The organism is Mycobacterium sp. 852014-52450_SCH5900713 (assembly GCF_001667075.1).
Taxonomy (GTDB): domain Bacteria; phylum Actinomycetota; class Actinomycetes; order Mycobacteriales; family Mycobacteriaceae; genus Mycobacterium.
The window spans coordinates 1-22803 of sequence record NZ_LZIL01000061.1 but is presented as its reverse complement, the minus strand read 5'-3'; the positions used below and the strand labels follow the sequence as shown (position 1 = coordinate 22803).

General features: G+C 68.5%; 17 protein-coding genes and 2 pseudogenes. 6 read left to right on the top strand and 13 right to left on the bottom strand.

Annotated features, from left to right (window positions below; all coding sequences use genetic code 11):
- Positions 1-72: 72 nt before the first annotated feature.
- On the bottom strand, positions 73-2466 hold the full coding sequence (locus tag A5773_RS18505) for a phosphoketolase (protein ID WP_067792030.1): 2394 nt from the start codon (positions 2464-2466) through the stop codon (positions 73-75).
- A 160-nt stretch (positions 2467-2626) separates the two neighbouring features.
- On the bottom strand, positions 2627-3475 hold the full coding sequence (locus A5773_RS18500) for an SDR family oxidoreductase (RefSeq protein ID WP_067792027.1): 849 nt from the start codon (positions 3473-3475) through the stop codon (positions 2627-2629).
- A 72-nt stretch (positions 3476-3547) separates the two neighbouring features.
- On the opposite strand from A5773_RS18500, the gene A5773_RS18495 reads away from it, so the two are divergent.
- Positions 3548-4057, top strand: a complete 510-nt coding sequence (locus A5773_RS18495) for a GNAT family N-acetyltransferase (protein WP_067792024.1) — start codon at positions 3548-3550, stop codon at positions 4055-4057.
- Between the two features lie 8 nt (positions 4058-4065).
- Here A5773_RS18495 and A5773_RS18490 read toward each other — a convergent pair.
- Positions 4066-4561, bottom strand: a pseudogene (locus A5773_RS18490) (DUF427 domain-containing protein).
- A gap of 80 nt (positions 4562-4641) precedes the next feature.
- On the bottom strand, positions 4642-5559 hold the full coding sequence (locus tag A5773_RS18485; RefSeq protein WP_066954220.1) for an undecaprenyl-diphosphate phosphatase: 918 nt from the start codon (positions 5557-5559) through the stop codon (positions 4642-4644).
- A 152-nt stretch (positions 5560-5711) separates the two neighbouring features.
- Between A5773_RS18485 and A5773_RS18480 the strand changes: the two genes are divergently transcribed.
- The 3 genes from A5773_RS18480 (at position 5712) to A5773_RS18470 (ending at position 11869) form a co-directional block, all read left to right on the top strand.
- Positions 5712-8105, top strand: a complete 2394-nt coding sequence (locus A5773_RS18480; RefSeq protein ID WP_369817372.1) for a CaiB/BaiF CoA transferase family protein — start codon at positions 5712-5714, stop codon at positions 8103-8105.
- Positions 8106-8164: 59 nt separating this feature from the next.
- Entirely contained in the window at positions 8165-9649 is a 1485-nt protein-coding gene (locus A5773_RS18475) for an acetyl-CoA acetyltransferase (RefSeq protein ID WP_067792020.1), read from the top strand.
- Positions 9650-9757: 108 nt separating this feature from the next.
- On the top strand, positions 9758-11869 hold the full coding sequence (locus tag A5773_RS18470; protein ID WP_067792017.1) for an NAD-dependent epimerase/dehydratase family protein: 2112 nt from the start codon (positions 9758-9760) through the stop codon (positions 11867-11869).
- Here A5773_RS18470 and A5773_RS18465 read toward each other — a convergent pair.
- The 7 genes and pseudogenes from A5773_RS18465 to lon form a co-directional block, all read right to left on the bottom strand.
- Positions 11858-13099 carry an NAD(P)/FAD-dependent oxidoreductase gene (locus tag A5773_RS18465; protein ID WP_067792014.1) on the bottom strand — a complete coding sequence of 414 codons (1242 nt, stop codon included), beginning with the start codon at positions 13097-13099 and terminating at the stop codon, positions 11858-11860. The two genes, A5773_RS18470 and A5773_RS18465, sit on opposite strands and share 12 nt — an antisense overlap.
- Before the next feature lie 49 nt (positions 13100-13148).
- Positions 13149-13874, bottom strand: a complete 726-nt coding sequence (locus tag A5773_RS18460) for a DUF72 domain-containing protein (RefSeq protein ID WP_066954234.1) — start codon at positions 13872-13874, stop codon at positions 13149-13151.
- A pseudogene (locus A5773_RS18455) lies at positions 13871-14505 on the bottom strand (endonuclease). The gene A5773_RS18460 and the pseudogene A5773_RS18455 overlap by 4 nt, the downstream one beginning before the upstream one ends.
- 43 nt (positions 14506-14548) lie before the next feature.
- Positions 14549-14881 carry a TfoX/Sxy family protein gene (locus tag A5773_RS18450; RefSeq protein WP_066954240.1) on the bottom strand — a complete coding sequence of 111 codons (333 nt, stop codon included), beginning with the start codon at positions 14879-14881 and terminating at the stop codon, positions 14549-14551.
- 10 nt (positions 14882-14891) lie between these two features.
- Positions 14892-15299 carry a nitroreductase family deazaflavin-dependent oxidoreductase gene (locus A5773_RS18445; RefSeq protein WP_369817371.1) on the bottom strand — a complete coding sequence of 136 codons (408 nt, stop codon included), beginning with the start codon at positions 15297-15299 and terminating at the stop codon, positions 14892-14894.
- 57 nt (positions 15300-15356) lie between these two features.
- Positions 15357-15812 carry a hypothetical protein gene (locus A5773_RS26575; RefSeq protein WP_232001889.1) on the bottom strand — a complete coding sequence of 152 codons (456 nt, stop codon included), beginning with the start codon at positions 15810-15812 and terminating at the stop codon, positions 15357-15359.
- A 447-nt stretch (positions 15813-16259) separates the two neighbouring features.
- Positions 16260-18581, bottom strand: a complete 2322-nt coding sequence (lon, locus tag A5773_RS18435) for an endopeptidase La (RefSeq protein WP_067792011.1) — start codon at positions 18579-18581, stop codon at positions 16260-16262.
- A gap of 120 nt (positions 18582-18701) precedes the next feature.
- On the opposite strand from lon, the gene A5773_RS18430 reads away from it, so the two are divergent.
- Positions 18702-19832, top strand: a complete 1131-nt coding sequence (locus A5773_RS18430; protein WP_156664326.1) for a phytanoyl-CoA dioxygenase family protein — start codon at positions 18702-18704, stop codon at positions 19830-19832.
- Positions 19833-19837: 5 nt separating this feature from the next.
- On the opposite strand, the gene A5773_RS18425 is transcribed toward A5773_RS18430, so the two are convergent.
- Positions 19838-21082 (bottom strand): alpha-hydroxy acid oxidase, encoded by a 1245-nt coding sequence (locus A5773_RS18425; RefSeq protein WP_067792008.1) that lies wholly within the window; start codon positions 21080-21082, stop codon positions 19838-19840.
- 18 nt (positions 21083-21100) lie between these two features.
- Here A5773_RS18425 and A5773_RS18420 point away from each other — a divergent pair, with 18 nt between their 5' ends.
- Complete coding sequence (locus tag A5773_RS18420; RefSeq protein ID WP_066954252.1) at positions 21101-21538, top strand: DUF1810 domain-containing protein; 438 nt, start codon at positions 21101-21103, stop codon at positions 21536-21538.
- On the opposite strand, the gene A5773_RS18415 is transcribed toward A5773_RS18420, so the two are convergent.
- On the bottom strand, positions 21524-22803 hold a 1280-nt coding region (locus A5773_RS18415), incomplete at its 5' end, for an alpha-amylase family glycosyl hydrolase (protein ID WP_232001888.1). The genes A5773_RS18420 and A5773_RS18415 overlap by 15 nt on opposite strands.

Genomic DNA, 22803 nt, shown 5'->3' with positions numbered 1-22803 from the left:
GCGACGGCCCAACGAGATTGCCGTCACGGTCGCGGTGGCGCCCCAAGCGCAGCCGCGGCGGTAATCTCGGCGTCAGGACTGCCCGCCTGATCGGTCGTCTCGCTCCCAGGTCCAGCCGGCGATCCGCGGGTCATCCTCGCCGTGCTCACGGGTGTAGATGCGCGCGGCGAGCCGGGCGTCGACCATCCGCTGGCGCAGCTCGGCCGCCCGGCTGGCCAGCCCGTCGACCCGGTCGATGACGTCCATCACCAAATGGAAGCGGTCCAGATCGTTCAACATCACCATGTCGAACGGCGTCGTGGTGGTGCCCCGCTCCTTGAACCCGCGCACGTGGATGTGCGGGTGGTTGGTGCGGCGGTAGGTGAGCCGGTGAATCAGCCAGGGGTAGCCGTGGTAGGCGAAGATGACCGGCTTGTCGCGGGTGAACAGCGCGTCGAACTCCTTGTCCGGCAGGCCGTGCGGGTGCTCGGAATCCGGCTGCAGCCGCATCAGGTCGACCACGTTGACCACCCGGACCGCCAACTCCGGCAGTTCGCGGCGCAGGATGTCGGCGGCGGCCAGCGTCTCCAGCGTCGGGATGTCCCCGGCGCAGGCCAGCACCACGTCGGGTTCGCCGCTGGCGGTGCTCGCCCACGGCCAGATGCCCACGCCGCGCGCGCAGTGCGCGATGGCCTGATCCATGTCCAGGTAGGCCAGCGCCGGCTGCTTGCCGGCGACGATGACGTTGATGTAGTCGCGGCTGCGCAGGCAGTGGTCCGCCACCGACAGCAGCGTGTTGCCGTCCGGTGGCAGGTACACCCGGGTCAGTTCGGCCCGCTTGTTGGCCACCAGGTCGATGAAGCCGGGGTCTTGGTGTGACGCGCCGTTGTGGTCCTGGCGCCACACGTGCGAGGACAGCAGGTAGTTCAGCGACGCGATCGGCCGCCGCCACGGCAGCTCGAGGCTGGTGGCGAGCCACTTGGCGTGCTGGTTGAGCATCGAGTCGACGATGTGGACGAACGCCTCGTAGCAGTTGAACAGGCCGTGCCGACCGGTCAGCAGGTAGCCCTCCAGCCAGCCCTGGCACAGGTGCTCGGAGAGCACCTCCATCACCCGCCCGTCGGCGGCGAGGTTCTCGTCGTCGGGCCCGAGCTCGGAGAGCCAGACCTTGGCCGTCGCCCCGTAGACGGCGTCCAGCCGGTTGGAGGCCGTTTCGTCCGGGCCCATCAGGCGGAACCGGTCGGAGTTGCGGGCGATCACGTCCCGCAGGAACGTGCCCAGCACCCGGGTCGCCTCGTGCGTCACCACCGCCGGCCGCGACACCGTGACCGCGTAGTCGCGGAAGTCCGGCAGGTCCAGGTCGTGCAGCAGCAGGCCGCCGTTGGCGTGTGGGTTGGCGCTCATCCGGCGGTCGCCGAGAGGCGCCAGCGCTCGCAGCTCGGCGCGCAGCTTGCCGTCGGCGTCGAAAAGCTCCTCAGGCCGGTAGCTGCGCAGCCACTCCTCGAGCTCCGCGCGGTGCTGGGGATTGTCGTGCGTCTCGGCCAGCGGAACCTGATGGGCTCGCCAGGTGCCCTCGACCTTCTTGCCGTCCACTATCTTCGGACCGGTCCAGCCCTTGGGCGTGCGCAGCACGATCATCGGCCAGACGGGCCGCGGCATCGCGTTGCCGTTGCGGGCGGCGCTTTGGATGGCCGCGATGTCGTCGAAGGCGTCGTCGAACGCGGCCGCCAGCTGCTGGTGCACGTTGGCCGGGTCGTCACCGGCGACCGTGATGGGCCGGTAACCGTAGCCGCGCAGCAGTGCCTCGAGTTCGGCGTGGGGGATGCGCGCGAGCACGGTCGGGTTGGCGATCTTGTAGCCGTTGAGCTGCAGGATGGGCAGGACCGCGCCGTCGGTGACCGGGTTGAGGAATTTGTTGGAGTGCCAGCTGGCGGCCAGCGGCCCGGTCTCGGCCTCGCCGTCGCCGATCACACAGGCCACCACCAGATCGGGGTTGTCGAAGGCCGCGCCGTAGGCGTGCACCAGCGCATAGCCGAGTTCACCGCCCTCGTGGATGGAGCCGGGCGTCTGGGCGGCGACGTGGCTGGGGATGCCGCCGGGAAAAGAGAACTGCCGGAACAGCTTTCGCAGTCCTTCGGCGTCCTCCTCGATGGCGGTGTACACCTCGCTGTAGGTGCCTTCGAGATACGCGTTGGCGACCAGCGCGGGTCCGCCGTGCCCGGGCCCGGTGACGTAGATGACGCTGGAGTCGCGGTCGCGGATGATTCGGTTCAGGTGCGCATAGATCAGGTTCAGCGCCGGGGTGGTGCCCCAGTGGCCCAGCAGCCGCGGTTTGACGTGCTCGGGCGACAGCGGTTCGCTCAGCAGCGGGTTGTCCAGCAGATAGATCTGTCCGACCGACAGATAGTTGGCGGCGCGCCAGTATGCGTTGATCAGGTCGAGTTCGTCGTCGGCAAGGGGAGCGGTTGTCTGGGTTTCTAGGCTCACCCCGCCGATTGTCCGCGCCCGCGGTCAACGGCGCCCGACGCGGTACTCCGTCCTGATGGCGGCGACCCGCTTCGCCCGGCTCCGCCGCGCTCGCGATCGCCGACTACTCCTGATGGCGGCGACCCGCTTCGCCCGGCTCCGCCGCGCTCGCGATCGCCGACTACTCTTCGCCGCGAGCGCGCGACTCGTAGGCCTTGCGCTTCTCCGCGTCGACGTGGTCGGTGAAGACGTGCTCGCCGCCGAGCGCGCGGTTCAGCCCCTCCGACAGCGCGCGCGGCATGAACTTCTGCGACGCGATGATGGCGCCGGCCGCCTTCGTGACCCGCACCCGCGGGCGGGGATGCGCCACCAATTTGACGATCGCCTCCGCGATGTCGGCCGGTTCGGCGTTCTTGATCCCCTTGGCCCCCGAGGTGCCGGCGATCAACTCGGTGTTCACGAACGTCGGCATGACGACCGAGAACTTCACCCCCGCCGTTCGGCATTCGAGCCGGGCGGTATCGGTGAAGCCGATCACCGCGTGCTTGCTGGCGCAGTAGGTGGCCGCCCCGGCGATGTAGGTTTCCCCGGCGAGCGACGCGACGTTGATGACGTGTCCGGACCGGCGGGGGATCATGCGCTGGGCGGCCAGCTTGCTGCCCAGGATGACGCCGTAGACATTGATGTCGAGGACGCGCCGGGTGACGGCGTCCGGCTCGTCGACCATCCGGCCGAGCGGCATGATGCCGGCGTTGTTGACCAGCACGTCGATCGGGCCGAGTTGGCGCTCGACCTCGTCCAGGAAGTCCGCGAACGAGTGCGGGTCGGTGACGTCGAGCTTGCCGTACACGTCCAGGCCCAGCGCGGCGCCGGATTCCTTCACCCGCACTTCGTCGATGTCACCGATGGCCACTTTGGCGCCCAGATTGTGGAACGCGGTCGCGGTGGCCAACCCGATGCCCCGGGCGCCACCGGTGATCACGATTACCTTGCCGCGGACCTTCAGCCCAACGGACGCCGTGTCTGCCATTTTCGTACCCTCCGGAAGTCTTGACGGGTGTCAACTAGGCAATCTGACCCCAGATCGTCGAATACTGCAACGATGACCCAGGTGCGGGCGGCGGTCCCGGCGGACGCCTACGAAGTGGCCTGTTTGCATGTGCGCTCTTGGCGGTCGGCCTACCTGGGGCTCATCGCTCAGGACTACCTGGACAGTCTCACCCCGGAGGCGTTGGCCGACCGCTACACCTTCGGCCGCGTGGGATTGCGGATGCCGTCCACCTTGGTCGCGGTCGAGGGGTCGGCGATCCGCGGCTTCGCCACCACGGGCCTGTGCCGCGAAAGCGACCTACCGAACTTCGGTGAGCTGATGGCGCTGTATGTCGACCCGGCCTATCTGGGTGCTGGGGTGGGGAGCTCGCTCATGACGGCCGCCCGTGAGCGGCTGCGGCGTGTCGGTGTGGACGGCGCCGTGCTGTGGGCCCTGGAGGGCAACACCAAGGCTCGACGATTCTACGAGCGTGGCGGGTGGCGGCCCGACGGGGCTTGCCGCCCAGCGGTTTTCGGCAATGACACGCGGCGCTTGGTTCGTTACCGGATAGAACCGGTGTAGCGGCGCCATCACCAACCCGTCGAGCCGGGAACGCCTTTGAACGGGCCGGTCACCCAGCTGGTGATCCAGCCACCGTAGAAGCCGCCGGGTTGGGGCACGACCACCTCTCCGTTGACCGTGCAACGGTCGACGTTGGCGGCCATCACCGCGACCGCCCCGGCGATGGCTTCGAATCCGGGCGTCGGACTCAGATAGCTCCAAGCGGATTTCCGGGCGACGACCCCGCCGCCGATCAGGTCGTAATAGGTTGCCCGGCCTTTCCATTCACACCAAGAGCCGCCGGACGTCTTCCGCAGGGCCCCGTCGGCAAACGCGTCGCGTGGGAGGTAATAGGTCGGCGGAACTGGTCTCCAGCACCCGCCAGGCGCGACGGGTTGATGCGATGACTACTCCGCCCAACTCGACGGTGATGCGACCGGTGAACGGCTCGACGCGGGGTGGGCGCGGATAGTCCCACACCGACTCCTGGCGCGGTCCGAGGCCTTCAGATGGGGAGCGGCTCATGTGCGTTGCCTCGACTCGTCGGTTACTTCGTGCCTCCGGCCAGGCTACGGGCAGCCTAGGGCCAGTAGTCGTTCATCGCCTCAGCGGATGGCGAGCCACACCAGGCTGGCGCCGCCGGCCAGGGCGCAGTAGATGGCAAACGGTGTGAGGGTGCGGGTTTGGAAGTACTGCGTCAGAAACCGCACGGCGAGGTAGGCGCATACGAAGGAGGCGATGCTCCCGGCCAGTACCTGGCCGCCTATTCCGGTCGCTTGGGGTCCGAACAACTCCGGGATCTTGTACACGCCGGCGGCCAGGATGATCGGCGTCGCCAACAAGAAGGAGAACCGGGCGGCATCCTCGTGGGACAAGCCGCGCCACAGGCCCGCCACCATGGTGATGCCCGAACGGCTGATGCCGGGGAGCAGCGCCAGGATCTGTGCGGCGCCGATCAGGATGCCGCGGCGCAGGGGCAGTTGAGCCAGGCGGTTGTCGACGGCCTCGCCGGTATGGGCAGGTTGTTCGCCGACCGGCTGCTCGTGGTCGGGCGCGGGCGCGACGCGCCGGCGAAGCACTTCGCCCGCGTAAAGCGCGATGCCGTTGAGCAGCAGGAAAATCGCCGCCGGGATGGGCTTGCCGAGTGTGGTGCGGAACGTCTTTTCCAGGACCAGCCCCGCCAGCCCGACCGGAATGGTGGCCCCCACGATGAGCCAGGCGAGCCGCTCATCGGGGGTGTTGATCCGGCGATGCCGCAAGGACGACACAAATCCGGCCACGATGCGCAGCCAGTCCCGCCAGAAGAACACCAGCAACGCGGCGGCGGTGGCCACATGCAGGCCGACGATGAACGCCAGGTAGGGCGATTCGGGGGCCGAGACGCTCAGGTCCTCGGCCCACCGGCCGCCGACCACCGCGGGCACCAACACCGCATGCCCGAGGCTGGAAACCGGGAACAGCTCGGTGACGCCCTGGAACGCGCCGACCACCACCGCCTCGATGTAGGTCAAGTGCGCGCTCATATATCAGATGCCTCCGTCGGATCGTTTCGCCCGTGGCCTCGCCGATCGGCCTGTGACGATAGCCGACCGAGAGTTCGCCCACCCAATCAGCTTGCCTGGTTGGCTTTTTGGCTGGTGAGGCGACCGTCCACACCGGCGGGTACGGTGTGCTGATGTCCGACGGGTTGCTCGACGCCGTGCGCGTCCTCGACTTGTCGAGCGGCAACGGCGACGCGGTGACGCGCCTGTTAGCCGACTTGGGCGCCGACGTGCTCAAGGTCGAACCCCCTACCGGAAGCCCGGCACGCGATGCGCGGCCGACGCTGGCCGGTGCGAGCATCCCGTTTGCCGTGCACAACGTGAACAAGCGCAGCGTCGTACTGGACCCTTTCGACGAGGACGACTGCGGCGTGTTCCTCGACCTGGCCGCCGAGGCCGACATCGTCGTCGACGACGGCTTCTATGGGGAGGCGCCCACCTTCGGCACCTCGGTGGAGGAACTGGCCGCCCAGCACCCGCATCTGGTGGTGCTCTCGATCACCGACTTCGGCGCGACGGGGCCGCGGTCGCTGTGGCGGGCCACCGATCCGGTGTTGTACGCGATGTGCGGCTCTCTGTCACGCTCAGGCCCCACCACCGGCACCCCCGTGTTGCCCCCGGACGGTATCGCGTCGGCCACCGCCGCGGCCCAGGCGGCGTGGGCAACCCTTGTGGCGTATTACAACCGATTGCGTTCAGGCACAGGCGAATACATTGACTTCTCGCGCTTCGACGCCGTGGTCATGTCGCTCGACCCGGCATTCGGTGCTCATGGACAGGCCGCCGCCGGCATCCGCCGCACCGGGCAGTGGCGGGGGCGCCCGAAGAACCAGGACGCGTACCCGATCTACCCCTGCAAAGACGGTTACGTCCGGCTGTGCGTGATGGCGCCGCGCCAATGGCGGGGCCTGCGGCGCTGGCTGGGCGAGCCGGACGATTTCCAGGACCCGAAATACGACGTGATCGCCGCACGCTTCGCCGCGTGGCCGCAGATCAGCGAGTTGGTCCAGGCGTTGTTCGCCGGACAGTCCATGAAGGATCTGGTGGCCGCGGGGCAGGCTCACGGTGTGCCGATCGCCGCCGTGCTGACGCCGTCGTGGGCGATGAATTCCGAGCATTTTCAGTCGGTGGGCGCGATCACCGACGCCGAGCTCGTCCCGGGGGTGCGGACGAGCGTGCCGACCGGCTATTTCGTCGTCGATGGGCGGCACGCGGGTTTCCGAAGCCCGGCCCCGGCCGCCGGGCAGGACGGACCGGGCTGGCGGGGGAACCCGGCGGTCGTGCAATCGCCCTCCGGCCGCGTCGGCGACTATCCGTTTGCGGGCCTTCGCATCCTGGATCTGGGCATCATCGTCGCCGGCGGCGAGCTGAGCCGGCTCTTCGGCGACCTCGGCGCCGAGGTCATCAAAATCGAAAGCGCCGAATACCCGGACGGGTTGCGGCAGGCCCGCGTCGGTGAGGCCATGAGCGAGTCGTTCGCCTGGACGCATCGCAACAACCTGGCGATGGGCCTGGATCTGCGCAGCCCCGCGGGCAAGCAGATCTTCACCCGGCTCGTCGCCGAGTCCGACGCCGTCTTCGCCAACTTCAAGCCGGGAACGCTTACCGCGCTTGGCTTTTCCTACCACGATCTGCATGCCGTCAACCCGCGGATCGTACTCGCCGAGAGTAGCGCCTACGGCGACCAAGGCCCGTGGAGCACCCGCATGGGCTACGGGCCGCTGGTCCGCGCCGCGACCGGTGTCACCCGGTTGTGGACTGCCGACGAACCGGAGAACCGGAATCACGCTGGGCGGCATGCCTTTTACGACGCGACGACCGTCTTTCCCGACCACGTCGTCGGGCGGATCACCGCGATCGCGGCGCTGGCCGCGCTGATCCACCGCCACCGGACGGGCGGCGGGTCGCACGTGCACATCTCGCAAGCCGAAGCCGTCATCAACCAACTCGACACCTTGTACGTCACCCAGGCCGCCCTGGCCGCGGGCGTGCCGAGAATCTCCGAGGCCACCAGCCTGCACGCGGTCTATCCGTGCGCGGGCGACGACGAGTGGTGCGTCATCTCGATCGAATCCGACGACGAATGGCGTTGTGCCGCAGGTGTTTTCCATCACCCGGAATGGGGCGACGATCCGCGCTTCGCGACCGGCGAGGCGCGGCTGGCGAACCGGCAGGAGTTGGTCGAATTGGTGTCGGCCTGGACCCGCATGCGCACCCCGGTCCGGGCCGCCCAGCTGCTGCAATCCTCCGGGGTTGCCGCCGGGCCGATGAACCGGCCGCCGGACATCTTGGAAGACCCCCAGCTGGTCGAGCGGAAACTCTATGCCGAGATGCTGCACCCCCTCATCGAGCGTCCGCTGCCGGCCGAGACGGGCCCCGCGCCGTTCCAGCACATCCCGCGGGCGCCTCAGCGGCCCGCGCCGCTGCCCGGCCAGGACACCGTCGACGTCTGCCGCAGGCTGCTCGGTATGCGCCCGCAGGAGATCGACCGCCTCATCAGCGACGGCGTGCTGTTCGGTCCCCCATAACGCGCGCGGAATCCGGCCCGCGCGACCAGACGGATCGATAGCCACGCTAAATTCGTCCTATGACCGTGGACCCCAGGACACCCGTGCTGATCGGCTACGGCCAGGTCAACCACCGCGACGAGATCGACCCGGACAAGCGGTCCGTCGAGCCGGTGGACCTGATGGCGGCGGCCGCCCGACGAGCCGCCGATTCGCGGGTGATCGAGGCGGTCGATTCCATCCGCGTGGTGAACATCCTGTCGGCGCATTACCGCGACCCAGGGCTACTGCTCGGCGAGCGGATCGGTGCGACGGACTTCACCACGTTGTACAGCCCCGTCGGCGGGAACGTGCCGCAGTCGCTGGTCAATCAGGCCTGCCTGCACATCCAGCGGGGCAGCGCCCAGGTGGTGCTGCTGGCCGGCGCCGAGACGTGGCGCACCCGCCGGGGCCTGCGGGCCAAGGGCGGCAAACTCGAGTGGACCGTTCAGGACGACTCCGTCCCGATGGCCGCGGTCAGCGGCGACGACGTCCCGATGGCCGGCGACGCGGAAATCAGGATCCGGCTGGACCGGCCGGCCTTCGTCTACCCGCTGTTCGAGCAGGCCCTGCGGATCGCGAACGGCGAATCGGTTGAGCACCACCGCAAGCGCATCGGCGAACTGTGGGCCCGCTTCAACGCCGTTGCGGTCGACAATCCACACGCATGGATCCGCAAACCGGTGACCGCCGAGGAGATCTGCGAGCCCGGCCCGCAGAACCGGATGATCAGCTGGCCGTACACCAAGCTGATGAACTCCAACAACATGGTCGATCAGGGCGCCGCGCTCGTCTTGACCTCGGTGGAGGAGGCCAGCCGCCTGCAGATCCCCGCCGATCGCTGGATCTACCCGCATGCGGGCACCGACGCGCATGACACCTCCGCCATCGCCGAGCGTGACGAGCTGCACCGCTCTCCGGCCATCCGGATCGCCGGTGGCCGCGCGCTGGAGCTGGCGGGACTGGGCATCGACGAAGTCGACTACGTCGACCTGTATTCCTGCTTTCCCTCGGCCGTTCAGGTGGCGGCGGCCGAACTGGGCCTGCCCGTCGACGATCCCGCGCGCCCGCTCACCGTCACCGGGGGTTTGACGTTCGCAGGCGGCCCGTGGAGCAACTACGTGATGCACTCGATCGCCACCATGGCGGAGTTGCTGGCGGCCAATCCGGGGCGGCGCGGCCTGATCACCGCCAACGGCGGCTTCCTTACCAAGCACAGCTTCGGCGTGTACGGCACCGAGCCGCCCGCCGAGTTCCGTTGGGAGGACGTGCAACCGGTCGTCGACCGAGAGCCCACCCGGGACGGCTTGGTGGAATGGGAAGGGGTCGGGACGGTGGAAGCGTGGACGACACCGTTCGATCGCGAGGGGCGACCGGAAAAGGCCTTCTTGGCCGTGCGCACGCCCGACGGGGCGCGGACCCTCGCCCTGATCACGGACGGCGCGGCGGCGCAGGTAACCGTGCGTGAAGACATCGGCGGCGTCAAGGTGGCCGTCGCCGCGGACGGCAGCGCCACGCTCCAATAACCCGGCGAGGCTTTCCCGCAAGCTCAGGGTGCCGTTTGCCCAGTAACGGTCGCTAGGTCATGCCGTCTTGCCTATTGTTTAGTTTGAGGTCGGGGAGGTGAGACCCAGGTGCAGATCCTGGTTACCGACGCCACCGGCGCACTCGGGCGGCTGGTCGCACGGCAGTTGATCGCTGCCGGGCACACGGTCAGCGGCATTGCTGAGAGGCCGCATCCCTGCCTAGACCGCAACGTCGACCTGGTTTGCGCATCGCTGCGCACCCCGGTCCTGCGGGAGCTCACCGAGGAAGCCGACGCGGTGATCCACCTGGCCCCCGTCGACACCACCGCACCCGGCAGCGCCGACATCGAGGGTCTGGCGCACGTAACCGATGTGGCCGCCCGCGCCGTCGCCCGGCTGCTGTTCGTGTCCCAGGCCGCGGGACGGCCGGAACTGTACAAGCCGGCCGAGGAACTGGTCTCCACCAGTTGGGGGCCCAGCCTGGTCGTCCGGAGCGCCCCGCCGGTGGGCCGGCAGCTCGACTGGATGGTGTGCCGCACGGTGGCCACGCTGCTGCGCACCAAGGTTTCGGCGGAGCCGATACGGGTGCTGCACGTCGACGATTTGGTGCGCTTCCTGGTTTCGGCGCTGAACACCGACCGCTCCGGTGTGGTGGACCTCGCCTCCCCGGACACCGTCAACGTGATCACGGCGTGGCGGATGCTGCGATCCGCCGACCCGCGGTCCCGGCTGAATCGGGTGCGCAGCTGGCCCCGGCTCATTCCGAACATGGATATCGCTGCGGTGCAAGAGGATTGGGCGTTCGAGTTCGGCTGGCAGGCGGTCGAGGCAGTGGCCGACACCGCCCGGGGCCTGGTCGGCCGTCAGATCACCGCCGTGGGTGCCACCGGCCACGGGCGCCAACTGGCGCTCCCGGTCGAGGTCGCCCCACGCCCCGATCCCTCCGGCGAGGAGCGCAGCGCCGCGCCCGAGGGCGTCGAGGGCGAATTCGACGACCGGGTCGATCCGCGCTTCCCGATTTTCAGTGCGGGCAGCCTCGGCGAGGCGCTGCCCGGGCCGCTCACCCCGATCACGCTGGATGTTCAGCTGAGCGGATTGCGCGCCGCGAACCGGGTGCTCAGTCACGTCCTGGCGCTGGGCGGCGTGGTGGGCCAGGAGTGGGGCAACCGGGCCGTCGCCGTGTTCGGGCATCGGCCCTACGTTGGGGTGTCGGTCAACATGGTCGCGGCCGCGCAGCTGCCCGGCTGGGACCAGGATGCCGTCGCACGCAACGCCCTCGTCGGCCGGCCGCACGTCGGAGACCCCCTGCCGTTCGGTGAGCCCGCGCTGGCGGGCGGTGCCCTCGGCTACGTCGCCAAAGCCGTCGTCGCGGGGCGATCGCTGGCCCTGTTGCGCCATCTCAAGTCCGACACACGGGCGTACGGCGCGGCAGCCGAAACCGAACACCTCGACGCCGCGCAGCTGGGCTCGCTGCCCGACGCCGGCCTGGAGGTCCGGATTCGCTTGCTGCGGGACCGCATTCACCAAGGCTGGATCCTCACGGCGTTGTGGCTGATTGATTCCGGCGTCACCGCGGCGGCACTGGAGCGCAGCAAGGCGGCGCGCAGCGTGCCCGGGGTGGACATGATCATGGACAGCACCGTCGTCGCGACCGAGACCGCCGAACTGGCCGCGGTGCTGCGGGCCGACCCGCCGTTGTGTGCGCTCGCCCAGGAAGGCAATCTCGCCAGCATCCGCGCGTTATCATCCACCACCGCCGCGGCGGTCGATGCGGCCGTCGCCCGCGTCGCGCACCGTGGTCCCGGGGAGGCCGAGCTGGCCAGCCAGACTTATGCCGACGATCCGGCGATGCTGCTGCGCGCGGCCGGGGAAGTCGCGGTGGCCGACGCCGCCTCGCCCGACGCGCCGCCACCGACGCTGGCCCAACGCCTGATCACCAGCGCCCGCGACTCCCGCGAGCTGGCCCACGACACCACCCTGCGATTCACCCATGAACTCCGGATGACGTTGCGGGAATTGGGATCTCGTCGAGTCGCGGCGGACCTGATCGACGTCGTCGAGGACGTGTACTACCTGACGTGTGACGAGCTGGTCACCATGCCGGGCGACGCCCGGCTGCGGATCAAACGCCGCCGCGCCGAACGGGAAAGGTTGCAGGTGCAGCGCCCGCCCGACGTGATTGACGGGACGTGGGTGCCCGTGGAACCGTCAGCCCAATAGCTCGGCCAGCGGGACCTCCGTGTCGGCCAGCTTGTCGGGGTCGACCGAGCTCCGGGACCTGATCAGCGCTTTGACGTCGTCGAGCACATCCCAGACGTTGACGTTCATCCCGGCCAGCACCCGGTCGCCGCCGTCTAGCCAAAACGCGACGAATTCCCGTCCGGCAACGTGGCCCCGGAACAACACGCGCTCGACGCCGGGGGCGTGCCCGACATACTCCATCCCGAGGTCGTACTGGTCGGTGAAGAAATAGGGCAGCTCGGCGTATTCGCCTGGGTTGCCGAGCATCCCGGCCGCCGCCACCGCGGGTTGCTTGAGCGCATTGGCCCAGTGCTCCGTGCGGATCCGGTCGCCGAACAGGGGGTGCTCTGCGGCGGCGATGTCGCCGACCGCGTAGATGTCCGGATCGCTGGTGCGCAGTGACGCGTCGACCAGCACGCCGCCTTGAGAGCCCGAGCCCATGGCGAGCCCGGCTTGTTCGGCGAGTTCGACGTTCGGCTTAGCGCCGACGGCCACCAACACCGCATCAGCCGGCACCGTCGAGCCATCCCGCATTTTCAGCCCGGTGGCTTTGCCGCCGGTTGTCGTGATCTCCTCCACCTGCGCCTCGAGCCGTAAGTCCACCCCATGATCGCGATGAAGCCGGGCGAACACTTCACCCACCGTCTCGCCGAGCGCGGCCATCAGCGGTTGCTTGGCCGTCTCGACGACGGTCACGTCGACTCCACGCTGGCGGGCGCCGGCGGCCACCTCCAGGCCGATCCAGCCGGCTCCCACCACCGCCAGCGAAGATCCTTCGGCGAGAATCGAATCCAGCGACACAGCATCGTCGTAGGTGCGCAGATAGTGGACCGCGTGGGCATCGGACCCGGGTATCGGCGGCCGCCGAGAGGCCGACCCCATCGCCAGCAACAGCTTCTCGTACCGCATCGTGGAGCCGTCGGGAAGCGAGACGAGATGTTCGGCGGGGTTCACGGCGGACACCCGGGAACCGAGCCTCAAGTCGACATCGTGGTCGTGGTACCAGTCGGAGTTGTGCACGGTGAAATCGTTTAGCGACTTCTTCCCGGCCAGATACTCCTTGGAAAGCGGAGGTCGCTCGTAGGGCAGACGTTTCTCTTCAGCAAATAAGGTGAGATGCCCATCGAACCCGCTGTCGCGCAACGCTTCTACCGCTTTTGCTCCAGCAAGTCCGCCGCCGATGATAACGAAGGTGATCGAGCTGGCCATGATTGTCACTCCGTCCTGCAATCGACATTCCCAGCCTACTCGCGCCTGCTCACCGCAAAAGTTCTTGCAACGTCAGCGCATTGCGCACCGCGTGGCCGCCGAGGTCGTTGTTGAAATACATCCACACGTCCTTGCCGTCGTCCTGCCACCCGGCGATCCGCTCCGCCCACCGCCGCAGCTCGTCGTCCGTGTAGCAGCCCGCATAGATCGCGTCCTGATCCGGCCCGTGCATCCGGATGTACACCAGATCGGTGGTCGCCCGCGGCACGCACGCCAGCCCGGCGCCGCTCATGACCACGTAGGCGGCGCGGCGGCGGGCCAGCAAGTCGTAGACGGCCTCGTCGTTCCAGGACGGGTGGCGCAGCTCGACGGCCAAGCGGATCGACGCCGGCACGCTACCCAGGAAGGCATCCAGGCGCGAGTCGTCGCGCTGCAGCTCGGGATGCAGTTGAACCAGCAACACCCCGGCGCGATCGCCCAGCAGTTCCCAACAGCGCTCGAAGCGCTCGACCCACGGCCCGGCGGATGCCAGGCGGCGGTAGTGGGTCAGTCCTCGATGCGCCTTGACCGACATCCTGAAGCCGTCCGGCAACTGTTGACGCCATCCCGCGAAGGTCGAATCCTTCGGCCAGCGGTAGAAACTCGCGTTCAACTCGACGGTGTCGAACACCTCGATGTAGCGTGCCAGCCGGCGCGCGGTGGGCAGGCCACGCGGGTACAGCACGTCGGCCCAATGGTTGTAGGACCATCCGGAGGTACCGATCCGCACGGTCAACCGCTCACCCGCCGGCGCAGGTCGTCGTCCAGCGATGTCCTGATGAGCGCGGCGGCCAGCCGCGCGTTGCTTTGCGGCGCAAGGGCTCCGAGCTTCGCCGGTTGGGTAGGCAGACCCAACTGCTTCGCCGCGGCGGTGGCGCGGCCGTCGAAATACGGCCGCACCCAGGTCCACACGTCCTGCACCTCGCGCAGGTATATGTCGGCCCCGGTATCCCCGATTCCCTTGAACCCTTGAGGAACCGCTTCGCCGCGGTGACATCACGCCCACTGCGGTCCGCGAGTTCGCGCAGATCGCCGGAGTGCTCGTCGCGCACGCGTTCGGCCATCTCGGTGAGGCGGGTGGCCGAGCTTTCGTCGTAGCGGACGTAGTGGGCACGGCCGAAGGCCTCGATCATCGTCTGCCGATCCGAGGTCAGCACCGCCTTGGGCGTGCGCAGGCCCGCCTTGAACAGTTCGCGCCCGGCGCCCATGGCGATGGCGGCATCGATCGGTTTGCTGGCCAGCATGCAGATGACCAGCAGCTGAAACAGCGGCATCGGCTTGTCGGCGAGCTTAATTCGCGCCTCGGCGGCGTACGTGGTCCCGGCAACGTCGAGCAGCCGTCGCACCAGTTGCTGGCGTTCGGACATACCTGTCCACGTACCCGCGCCGAGTGCTGGCAAACCGCGCCGGTCACTTGGCCGGCAGGGTGCGCGCGTAGCCGACGCCGCGGGCCACCCAGCCCTCGAGCTGTCGTTTGGTCCGCATTCCGGCTGGCTCCACCCGTACCCAGCCGCGAACGTCGCGGCCCGCCATCACCATTGGGCTGACGTGAGCGCGCCGCAGCATTTTGTCGAGCTCGTCCGCCGGCACCCTGACCAGCAGGCCGCCCTGACCGCTGACGGCCACGGACATGTTGCCGTTCACCAGGAACGCGAGACCGCCGAACATGCGCTTCTCCTCGACCCCGCGCTCGGAGGCGAGAAGTTCGCGGATCTCGTCGGCCAGGTACTCGTCGTACGCCATGCGCGGCGCGTCAGTCCAGATCCACCCGAATGGTCAGCAGGTCACTGCCCATCAGCCGCACCACCGCGCTGTTGAGCCGCGGGAGGTCGCCGAGCCGCCGCAGCGGATCGTCGTCGGGCAGGAGGTGAGCGGTGCCGCTGCGCCATCGGCCGCCGATGCGCACCCGCACGGCGGGGCTGGCCTTGATGTTGTGGACGTAGTCGGAGTGCTCGCCGTGTTCGGAGACCATCCAGAATTGGTTGTCGACCAGGCGTCCGCCCACGGCGGTGCGCCGCGGCTTGCCGCTCTTGCGGCCGGTGGTTTCCAGGATGATCCCCGGCATCTGCCGGCCGACCGGGTTGACGAGCAGCCGCTGCACGCGGTGGACGACTTGGCGTTTGAGAGTCACGGTTTCATTCAACGCCGAGCTTGGCGCCATGTCACCGTGCAACGAAAACAACCGCCCCCGAAGGGGCGGCTGCCTCGTCATGCCGTTTTAGGTCCCGGGGTTGACCCCGCCGCTGACCTGGCCGGAGCCTGAGGTCCCGCCTGCGGGAGTGAACACCTGGAAACCGGTAGTCGTGTTGACGCCCCACTGACCCAGCTGCGGGTTGAATACGACGGGAAGCTGGGTCCCGTCGGGGTCACCCACTGGCGGCACCCAGGTGGCTGGGAGCCCGTAGCGGACCGGGTCGTTGTAGTGCCCCGGCGGGGGGAACCCGTTCTGTCCCGGGGGAAATGGGCTGCCCGGCTCGTTGCAGTTGACGCCCGGGGCGCCCGGGTTACAAATCGGCTGTCCCGGCACGTGTTGGCCCGGACCCGGTACGTCCCGGTCGCCTCCTGGCACATTCGGGCCCGGAATGTTCGGATTCGGCACATTCGGACCGTCCGGACCGGCTTGTGCGATTCCGGCGCCGATTCCCAGCGCCGCGGACGTGATACTTCCGGCCATGAGAGCGCCGGCTGTGATTTTGCTCAGATTCATAAGTGAACCCCCTTGTCGAGCGATTTGGCCGCCTGAATAGCAGCTGAACCAATTGACTTGGTGATTCGCTCACCCCACCGCCCTCACGGGCAGCCGAACCTCCAACCCCCTGATACCCGACACATGGACGCGGAAAACCTCCGTTGCCCTGCCGCCGGCGTCAGGCCAGGTCAGCCGCTCGCGCCGGGCGGGGGACCGCAACGCCGACGGCGCGTAAACCGACTCTCGCGGAACGCCGAAGGTCAGCGAACGGCGGGGGATGGATGATCCCCTCCGGCTCGACTGTCGGCCCCAATGTCGGCGGGAAGGTTGCCAATGCGGAGCAAATCTGCGCGAGATCACGGCCATCAACGGATCTCAACGCGCTTGACCGGGATGCGAGCGAGTTTGCTACGCATCCCGGCCAAGCTCATGTCAAGCAGCGACCGTAACGGTCTCGGCCGCCGGCTCGAGCGCCTGCCTGACGATGTCGGCGACGTCGGTCATCGGTTTGACCGTCAGCGCGTCGAGCACCTCCGCGGGCACGTCATCCAGGTCGGGCTCGTTGCGCGCCGGAATGAAGACCGTTGCCAGGCCGGCCCGTTGGGCCGCCAGCAGCTTCTGCTTCACGCCGCCGATCGGCAACACCCGCCCGTTCAGCGTGACCTCGCCGGTCATGCCGACGTCGGAGCGCACCTGACGTCCGGTGGCCATCGAGACCAGCGCGGTCACCATGGTGACACCGGCCGAGGGTCCGTCCTTGGGCACCGCTCCCGCGGGAACGTGCACGTGGATGCGCCGGTCGAGGGCCTTGGGATCGACGCCCAACTCGGCGGCGTGGGAGCGCACGTAGGACAGCGCGATCTGCGCCGACTCCTTCATCACGTCACCCAGCTGACCGGTGAGCTGTAAACCCGCCTCGCCGTCCGTCGCGCCCGCTTCGATATAGAGCACGTCGCCGCCCAGGCCGGTGACGGCCAGGCCGGTGGCGACGCCGGGCACGGCCGTGCGTTCGGCCGACTCCGGGGTGAAACGCGGGCGGCCGAGGTATTCGACCAGATCCGGCTCGTCGATGGTGATCGGCTCGGGCGTCTCCGCGAGCTTGGTCGTCACCTTGCGCAGCGCCTTGGCCAGCAGCCGCTCGAACTGGCGCACGCCGGGCTCCCGGGTGTAGTCGGCGGCGATCTTGCGCAGAGCGGCGTCGGTCAGCGTGACCTCGTCCTCGGTCAGCGCCGCCCGGTCCCGCTGGCGGGGCAGCAGGTAGTCCCGGGCGATGGCGACCTTGTCGTCCTCGGTGTAGCCGTCGATCTGCACCAACTCCATGCGGTCCAGCAGGGCCGACGGGATGTTCTCGATGACGTTGGCGGTGGCCAGGAACACCACGTCGGACAGGTCCAGGTCCAGGTCCAGGTAGTGGTCGCGGAACGTGTGGTTTTGCGCCGGGTCGAGCACCTCGAGCAGCGCCGCACTCGGGTCGCCCCGATAGTCGGACCCGACCTTGTCGATCTCGTCCAGCAGCACAACGGGGTTCATCGAGCCCGCCTCGCCGATGGCCCGCACGATCCGGCCCGGCAACGCGCCCACATAGGTGCGCCGGTGCCCGCGGATCTCGGCCTCGTCGCGCACACCGCCCAGGGCGACGCGCACGAACTTGCGGCCCAGCGCGCGGGCGACGCTCTCGCCCAGCGACGTCTTGCCGACGCCGGGCGGACCGGCGAGCACCATTACCGCGCCGGAACCGCGGCCGCCGACGACCTGTAGCCCCCGCTGAGCGCGGCGGGCCCGCACGGCCAGGTATTCGACGATGCGGTCCTTGACGTCGTCCAGCCCGTGGTGGTCGGCGTCCAACACCTCGCGCGCGGCCTTCAGGTCGGTGGAGTCGTCGGTCCTGACGTTCCAGGGCAGGTCGAGCACGGTGTCCAGCCAGGTGCAGATCCAGCCGCTTTCCGGGCTTTGGTCGCTGGACCGTTCCAGCTTGCCGACCTCGCGCAGCGCGGCCTCGCGCACCTTCTCAGGCAGGTCGGCCGCTTCCACGCGTGCCCGGTAGTCATCGGACCCGTCGGGCTCGCCCTCACCCAATTCCTTGCGGATGGCGGCCAGCTGTTGGCGCAGCAGGAACTCCTTCTGCGTCTTCTCCATGCCCTCGCGCACGTCCTCGGCGATCTTGTCGTTGACCTCGACCTCGGCGAGGTGGTCGCTGGTCCAGTCGATCAGCACCCGGAGCCGCTCGGCGACATCCTCGGTCTCGACCAGTTGCCGCTTCTGCTCGCTGGACAGGTAGGACGCGTAGCCGGAGGTGTCGGCCAACGCCGACGGGTCGGTGAGCCGGTTGACGTAGTCGACGATCTCCCAGGCCTCGCGCCGTTGCAGCATGGCCAGCAGCAGCTTCTTGTACTCGGCCGTCAGCGCCTTGACTTCGTCGGTCGGCTCGATGTCGGGGACCTCGGTGACCTCGACCCACAGCGCCGCCCCCGGCCCGGACGCACCGGCCCCGATCTGGGCCCTGCGCTCACCGCGCACGACGGCCGCGGTGCCGCCGCCTGCGATGCGTCCGACCTGCAAAATCTTGGCGATCACACCGTGCGACGGGTATCGGTCGTCCAACCGGGGCGCGATCAGCAGCTGCCCGGATTCACTCGCCTGAGCAGCGTCGATTGCCGCCCGCGCGGCCTCGTCGAGCGCGATCGGAACGACCATTCCGGGCAACACGATGGTGTCGGCGATAAACAGCACCGGCACCGATTTGGCTTCAGCCATCAATCCTCCAAAAACTGAGTCTGATGCGCTCAACCCAGGTGGGCGCCGGTTTGTTCCCCTCCGAGGCTCCGCGGCGGGTAAGTGGTGGCTATCACGTTGGCGGTCTTGGATAATCGGTCCGTGCCGCTGACGCACCCCGCCTCGACCGCCCTCGACCCGGATGTCCTGGAATCCGCGGCCAGAGACATCGCTTCCGTCGGCGCCATCACCTTCCTCGTCGACGACGATGCCGTCACCTATGCCGTCGATGGCTCGACGATCCGCATCAACGAGGGGCAGCGCACTGGAGACGCCGTCGTGCGGCTGTCCCGACGGGCGTGGGACGACATGGTTGGCCAGATCCGCACGGTCATCAACCTCCTGCTCAGCGACGAGTTGTCCTTCGAGCGGGGTGGCTTCGACCAGCTGGCCGACTGGGACCCGGTCCTGCGGTACCTGCACGCCGGCGTCCCGCCCTACGATCCGGCCCGCGCCGACCTGAAGCTGCGCGACCCGCTCGCCACATTCACGCTCGACGCGGACGACGCCGAGTTGTGCGCACAGCTGCAGACCATGGGCTACCTGCACGTCAGCGGCGTGTTCGACGCCGATGAGATGCGGGCCGCCAACCGTGAGGTCGACCGCCTTGCGGCCCGGGCCCGGCCGGGGGATGACCGGTCGTGGTGGGTCACCGACGAGGACGGCGGCAGCGTGCTGTGCCGGTTGGTCTACGCAACGCTGCGCTCGCCTGTCCTCGCCGCCTTGGAAAACGATCCCCGGGTGCGCAGGCTGGGCACCCTCATCAATCCCGCGCTGCGGCCCGCACCCGACCGGATGGAAGGCAGCGCGGTGTTGCTCAAAGTGCCAGGCAACCCCAGCGGGCTGTCGAACATCCCCTGGCATCAGGACTGCGGCATGGGTGGGCACGCTCTCATGTGCCCCGCGGTCAGCATCGGAATTCAACTGACCGGCTCGGAGGCGTCGACCGGCAACCTTCAGGTGGTGCCGGGCAGCCACGGTCAGGCGATTCATTACCGCTGGGAACATCGGCTCCAACGGGTACCGGTGGTGAGCATCGACACCGCCCCCGGCGACGTGACCGTCCACGTCCAGGACCTGATGCACGCCTCACCCCGGCCGACCGGCGCCGGCGGCCGGCGCACGATGTACGTCACGCACTACCCGCCCCAACTCTTCGAGCACGTCGGGCCCGGCGAGGCCTTCAACGACCTGGTACGCAACCGCACGGAGCGCGTCGCCCGCCTGCAGTAGCGCCGTCAGGCGGGCGGTTCGACAGGCCCCAGGCGTCGCAGTTGTGTGACGTGGTTGGGGGAGAGCTCCTCGAGGCAGGTGACACCCAACAGACGCATGGTGCGCATCACGCCTTCGGCCATGATGTCGATCGCGCGGGCGACGCCGGGTTCGCCCCCGGCCATCAGCCCGTACAGGTAGGCCCGCCCGACGAGCGTGCACCGCGCGCCCAGCGCGATCGCCGCCACGATGTCGGCACCCGACATGATGCCGGTGTCCAGCAGGATCTCGGTGTGCTTGCCGACCTCACGCGAGACCGAGGGCAACAGGTGGAACGGCACCGGGGCCCGATCAAGTTGGCGCCCACCGTGATTCGACAACACGATGCCGTCGACGCCGCGATCGACGACGGCACGGGCGTCGTCGAGCGTCTGGATGCCCTTGACGACCAACTTGCCGGGCCACTGGGCCTTGATCCACTCCAGGTCATCGAAGGTGAGGCTGGTGTCGAACATGGTGCTCAGATACTCGGCGACGGTTCCCGACCAGCGGTCCAGCGACGCGAACGCCAGCGGCTCGGTGGTCAACAGGTCGAACCACCATTTCGGGTGCGGCACCGCATCCAGGACGGTGCGCAGCGTCAGCGTCGGCGGGATCGTCATCCCGTTGCGGTTGTCGCGCAGCCGGGCGCCGGAGACCGGAACGTCGACAGTGACCAGCAGGCTGTCGAATCCCGCATCGGCAGCGCGCTGGACCAGTGCCATCGAGCGTTCCCGGTCGCGCCACATGTAGAGCTGAAACCACTTCCTGCCCTGCGGAACAGCGGTCACCAGGTCCTCGATCGCGCAGGTGCCGAGCGTGGACAGCGAGAACGGAATGCCGGCCTTGGCCGCCGCCGCCGCGCCGGCGATCTCGCCCTCGGTGTGCATCAGTCGGGTGAAGCCGGTGGGCGCGATGCCGAATGGCAGGACCACCGGCTGGCCCAGCACATTCCAGCCGGCGGTGACATTGCTGACATCACGCAGGATCGTCGGGTGAAACTCGATGTCGCGGAACGCTTGCCGGGCGCGCTGGATGGAAAGCTCGTCCTCGGCGGCGCCGTCGGTGTAGTCGAACGCCGCCTTGGGCGTGCGACGTTTGGCAATGCGTCGCAGATCTTCGATGGTGTGCGCGGCATCGAGGCGGCGCTTGGTCGCGTCGAACTGCGGGCGCTTGAACTGGATCAGCGGCGCGAGGTCGCGCAACTTGGGCACTCGTCGTTTGACCGCCATATGTGCAACCGTAGTCACATGGAATCGGCGAGCGACCCCTTCGACCTCAACCGCTTCGTCGACGCGCAGGCCCCGGTGTACCGAAACGTGGTCGAAGAGCTGCGCTCCGGACGCAAACGCAGTCACTGGATGTGGTTTGTCTTCCCGCAGTTACGCGGCCTGGGTGGCAGCCCGACCGCGGTGCATTACGGCATCTCCTCGCTCGAGGAGGCGCGCGCCTATCTGCGCCATGAGCTGCTCGGCCCGCGGTTGCGTGAGTGCGCCCGGTTGGTTAACCAGGTGCAGGGCCGATCGGTCGCGGACATCTTCGGCTCGCCCGACGACCTCAAGCTGCGCTCGTCGATGACGCTGTTCGCCCGCGCCACGGACGATAACGAGGAATTCCGCGCGGTCCTCGACAAGTACTACGACGGCCGGCAGGACCAGCTGACTCTGGAACGCCTAGGCCGGGCTTAAGATTCGCCACCCATGCGGTTCCACGACCAGCAAGTTCACCACCTCTTGCGGCGGGGCCGACGAGCCGCCGATGACCCGCCGGCGAGACGTGCCCAGTTCCGACAGCGCCACGCGCATCGGCTCGTCGTCGATGTTGAGCGCGACCAGCAGCGCGTCGTCGCCGCTGCGGGTCTCGTAGAGGTAATGCCGGTTTTCCAGCCGCAGCGCGGTGGTCGAGGCACGGTGCAGCCACGGGTGACGGCGGCGCAACCCGACCAGGAACTGGTGCAACGCCCAGATTTCCGCCCCGAACGCATCTAATTCCAATGGGGGAGAGGCGAACTCGGGGCGCACGGCGTCGTCCCCGCCATAGCGCTCCTCCTTGACACCGCGGAATCCCAGCTCGTCGCCCGCGTACACGCTGGGCACGCCGCCGACGGTGAGCAGCAGCACCAGGGCGTGCGCCACGTGCCGGGGGTTATCCAGCTGGCTGGCTATCCGGGTGACGTCGTGGTTGCCGATGAAGGTGAGCGGGACGAAGCCGGCCAGGAACTCGCCATGCCGCTGCAACGCCCAGTCCAGCTCGAAGAAGTTGCCGTCGTTGAGGCTGCTCCAGATCGCCTTCCACAACTCGTATTGCGTCGCCGAGTCGAACGTCGCGGCCCGCACGACGGCGGCGTAGTCGCCATGGATGAGCTCGCCGACGAACCAGGCTTCGGGGAAGCGCTTTCGCACCCGCGGCAGCGTTGAGGCCCAAAACCGTTCCGGCACCGTGTAAGCCGCGTCGAGTCGCCAGCCGTCGGCGCCGCGTTCCAGCCAGTGCGCCATCACGTCCGCGGTGTAGTCGATCACTTCGGGGTTGTCGTGGTTGAGCGTGATCAGCTCGGAGTGGCCCTCGAAGGTGTGAAAGCGTCCCGGGCGCCCGCGAAACCAGCGCGCCGCGGCCCCGTCGTTCGGCGCCTCCTGGTAACGGGGGAAATCCACGCCGACGTGATTGAACACGCCGTCGAGCAGGATGCGCAGGCCGCGCCGACGGGCCTCGGCGACGAGGTGGTCGAAATCGGCGTCATCACCGAGCCGGGGGTCGATGCGGTAATGGTCGGTGGTGTCGTAACCGTGGGTGCGCGAGGCGAAGATCGGGCCCAGCGCAACGCCGGATGCGCCCAGTGCGATGGCGTGGTCGAACCAGTCGACGAGCCGCCGCCCCCCCGGGTTGTGCCGCGGCGGGCGGGGCCGACGAAGGAAAGCGGCCCCCCCACCCCCCGCGGAAGAGGGGGGTTTTAAAA

Bases quoted from the DNA above. Each gene is read 5' to 3' on its own strand.
- A5773_RS18500 (WP_067792027.1), bottom strand. From the start codon at position 3,475: ATGGCAGACACGGCGTCCGTTGGGCTGAAGGTCCGCGGCAAGGTAATC.
- A5773_RS18495 (WP_067792024.1), top strand. From the start codon at position 3,548: ATGACCCAGGTGCGGGCGGCGGTCCCGGCGGACGCCTACGAAGTGGCC.
- A5773_RS18485 (WP_066954220.1), bottom strand. From the start codon at position 5,559: ATGAGCGCGCACTTGACCTACATCGAGGCGGTGGTGGTCGGCGCGTTC.
- A5773_RS18480 (WP_369817372.1), top strand. From the start codon at position 5,712: ATGTCCGACGGGTTGCTCGACGCCGTGCGCGTCCTCGACTTGTCGAGC.
- A5773_RS18475 (WP_067792020.1), top strand. From the start codon at position 8,165: ATGACCGTGGACCCCAGGACACCCGTGCTGATCGGCTACGGCCAGGTC.
- A5773_RS18465 (WP_067792014.1), bottom strand. From the start codon at position 13,099: ATGGCCAGCTCGATCACCTTCGTTATCATCGGCGGCGGACTTGCTGGA.
- A5773_RS18450 (WP_066954240.1), bottom strand. From the start codon at position 14,881: ATGGCGTACGACGAGTACCTGGCCGACGAGATCCGCGAACTTCTCGCC.
- A5773_RS18445 (WP_369817371.1), bottom strand. From the start codon at position 15,299: ATGGCGCCAAGCTCGGCGTTGAATGAAACCGTGACTCTCAAACGCCAA.
- A5773_RS26575 (WP_232001889.1), bottom strand. From the start codon at position 15,812: ATGGCCGGAAGTATCACGTCCGCGGCGCTGGGAATCGGCGCCGGAATC.
- lon (WP_067792011.1), bottom strand. From the start codon at position 18,581: ATGGCTGAAGCCAAATCGGTGCCGGTGCTGTTTATCGCCGACACCATC.
- A5773_RS18425 (WP_067792008.1), bottom strand. From the start codon at position 21,082: ATGGCGGTCAAACGACGAGTGCCCAAGTTGCGCGACCTCGCGCCGCTG.
- A5773_RS18420 (WP_066954252.1), top strand. From the start codon at position 21,101: ATGGAATCGGCGAGCGACCCCTTCGACCTCAACCGCTTCGTCGACGCG.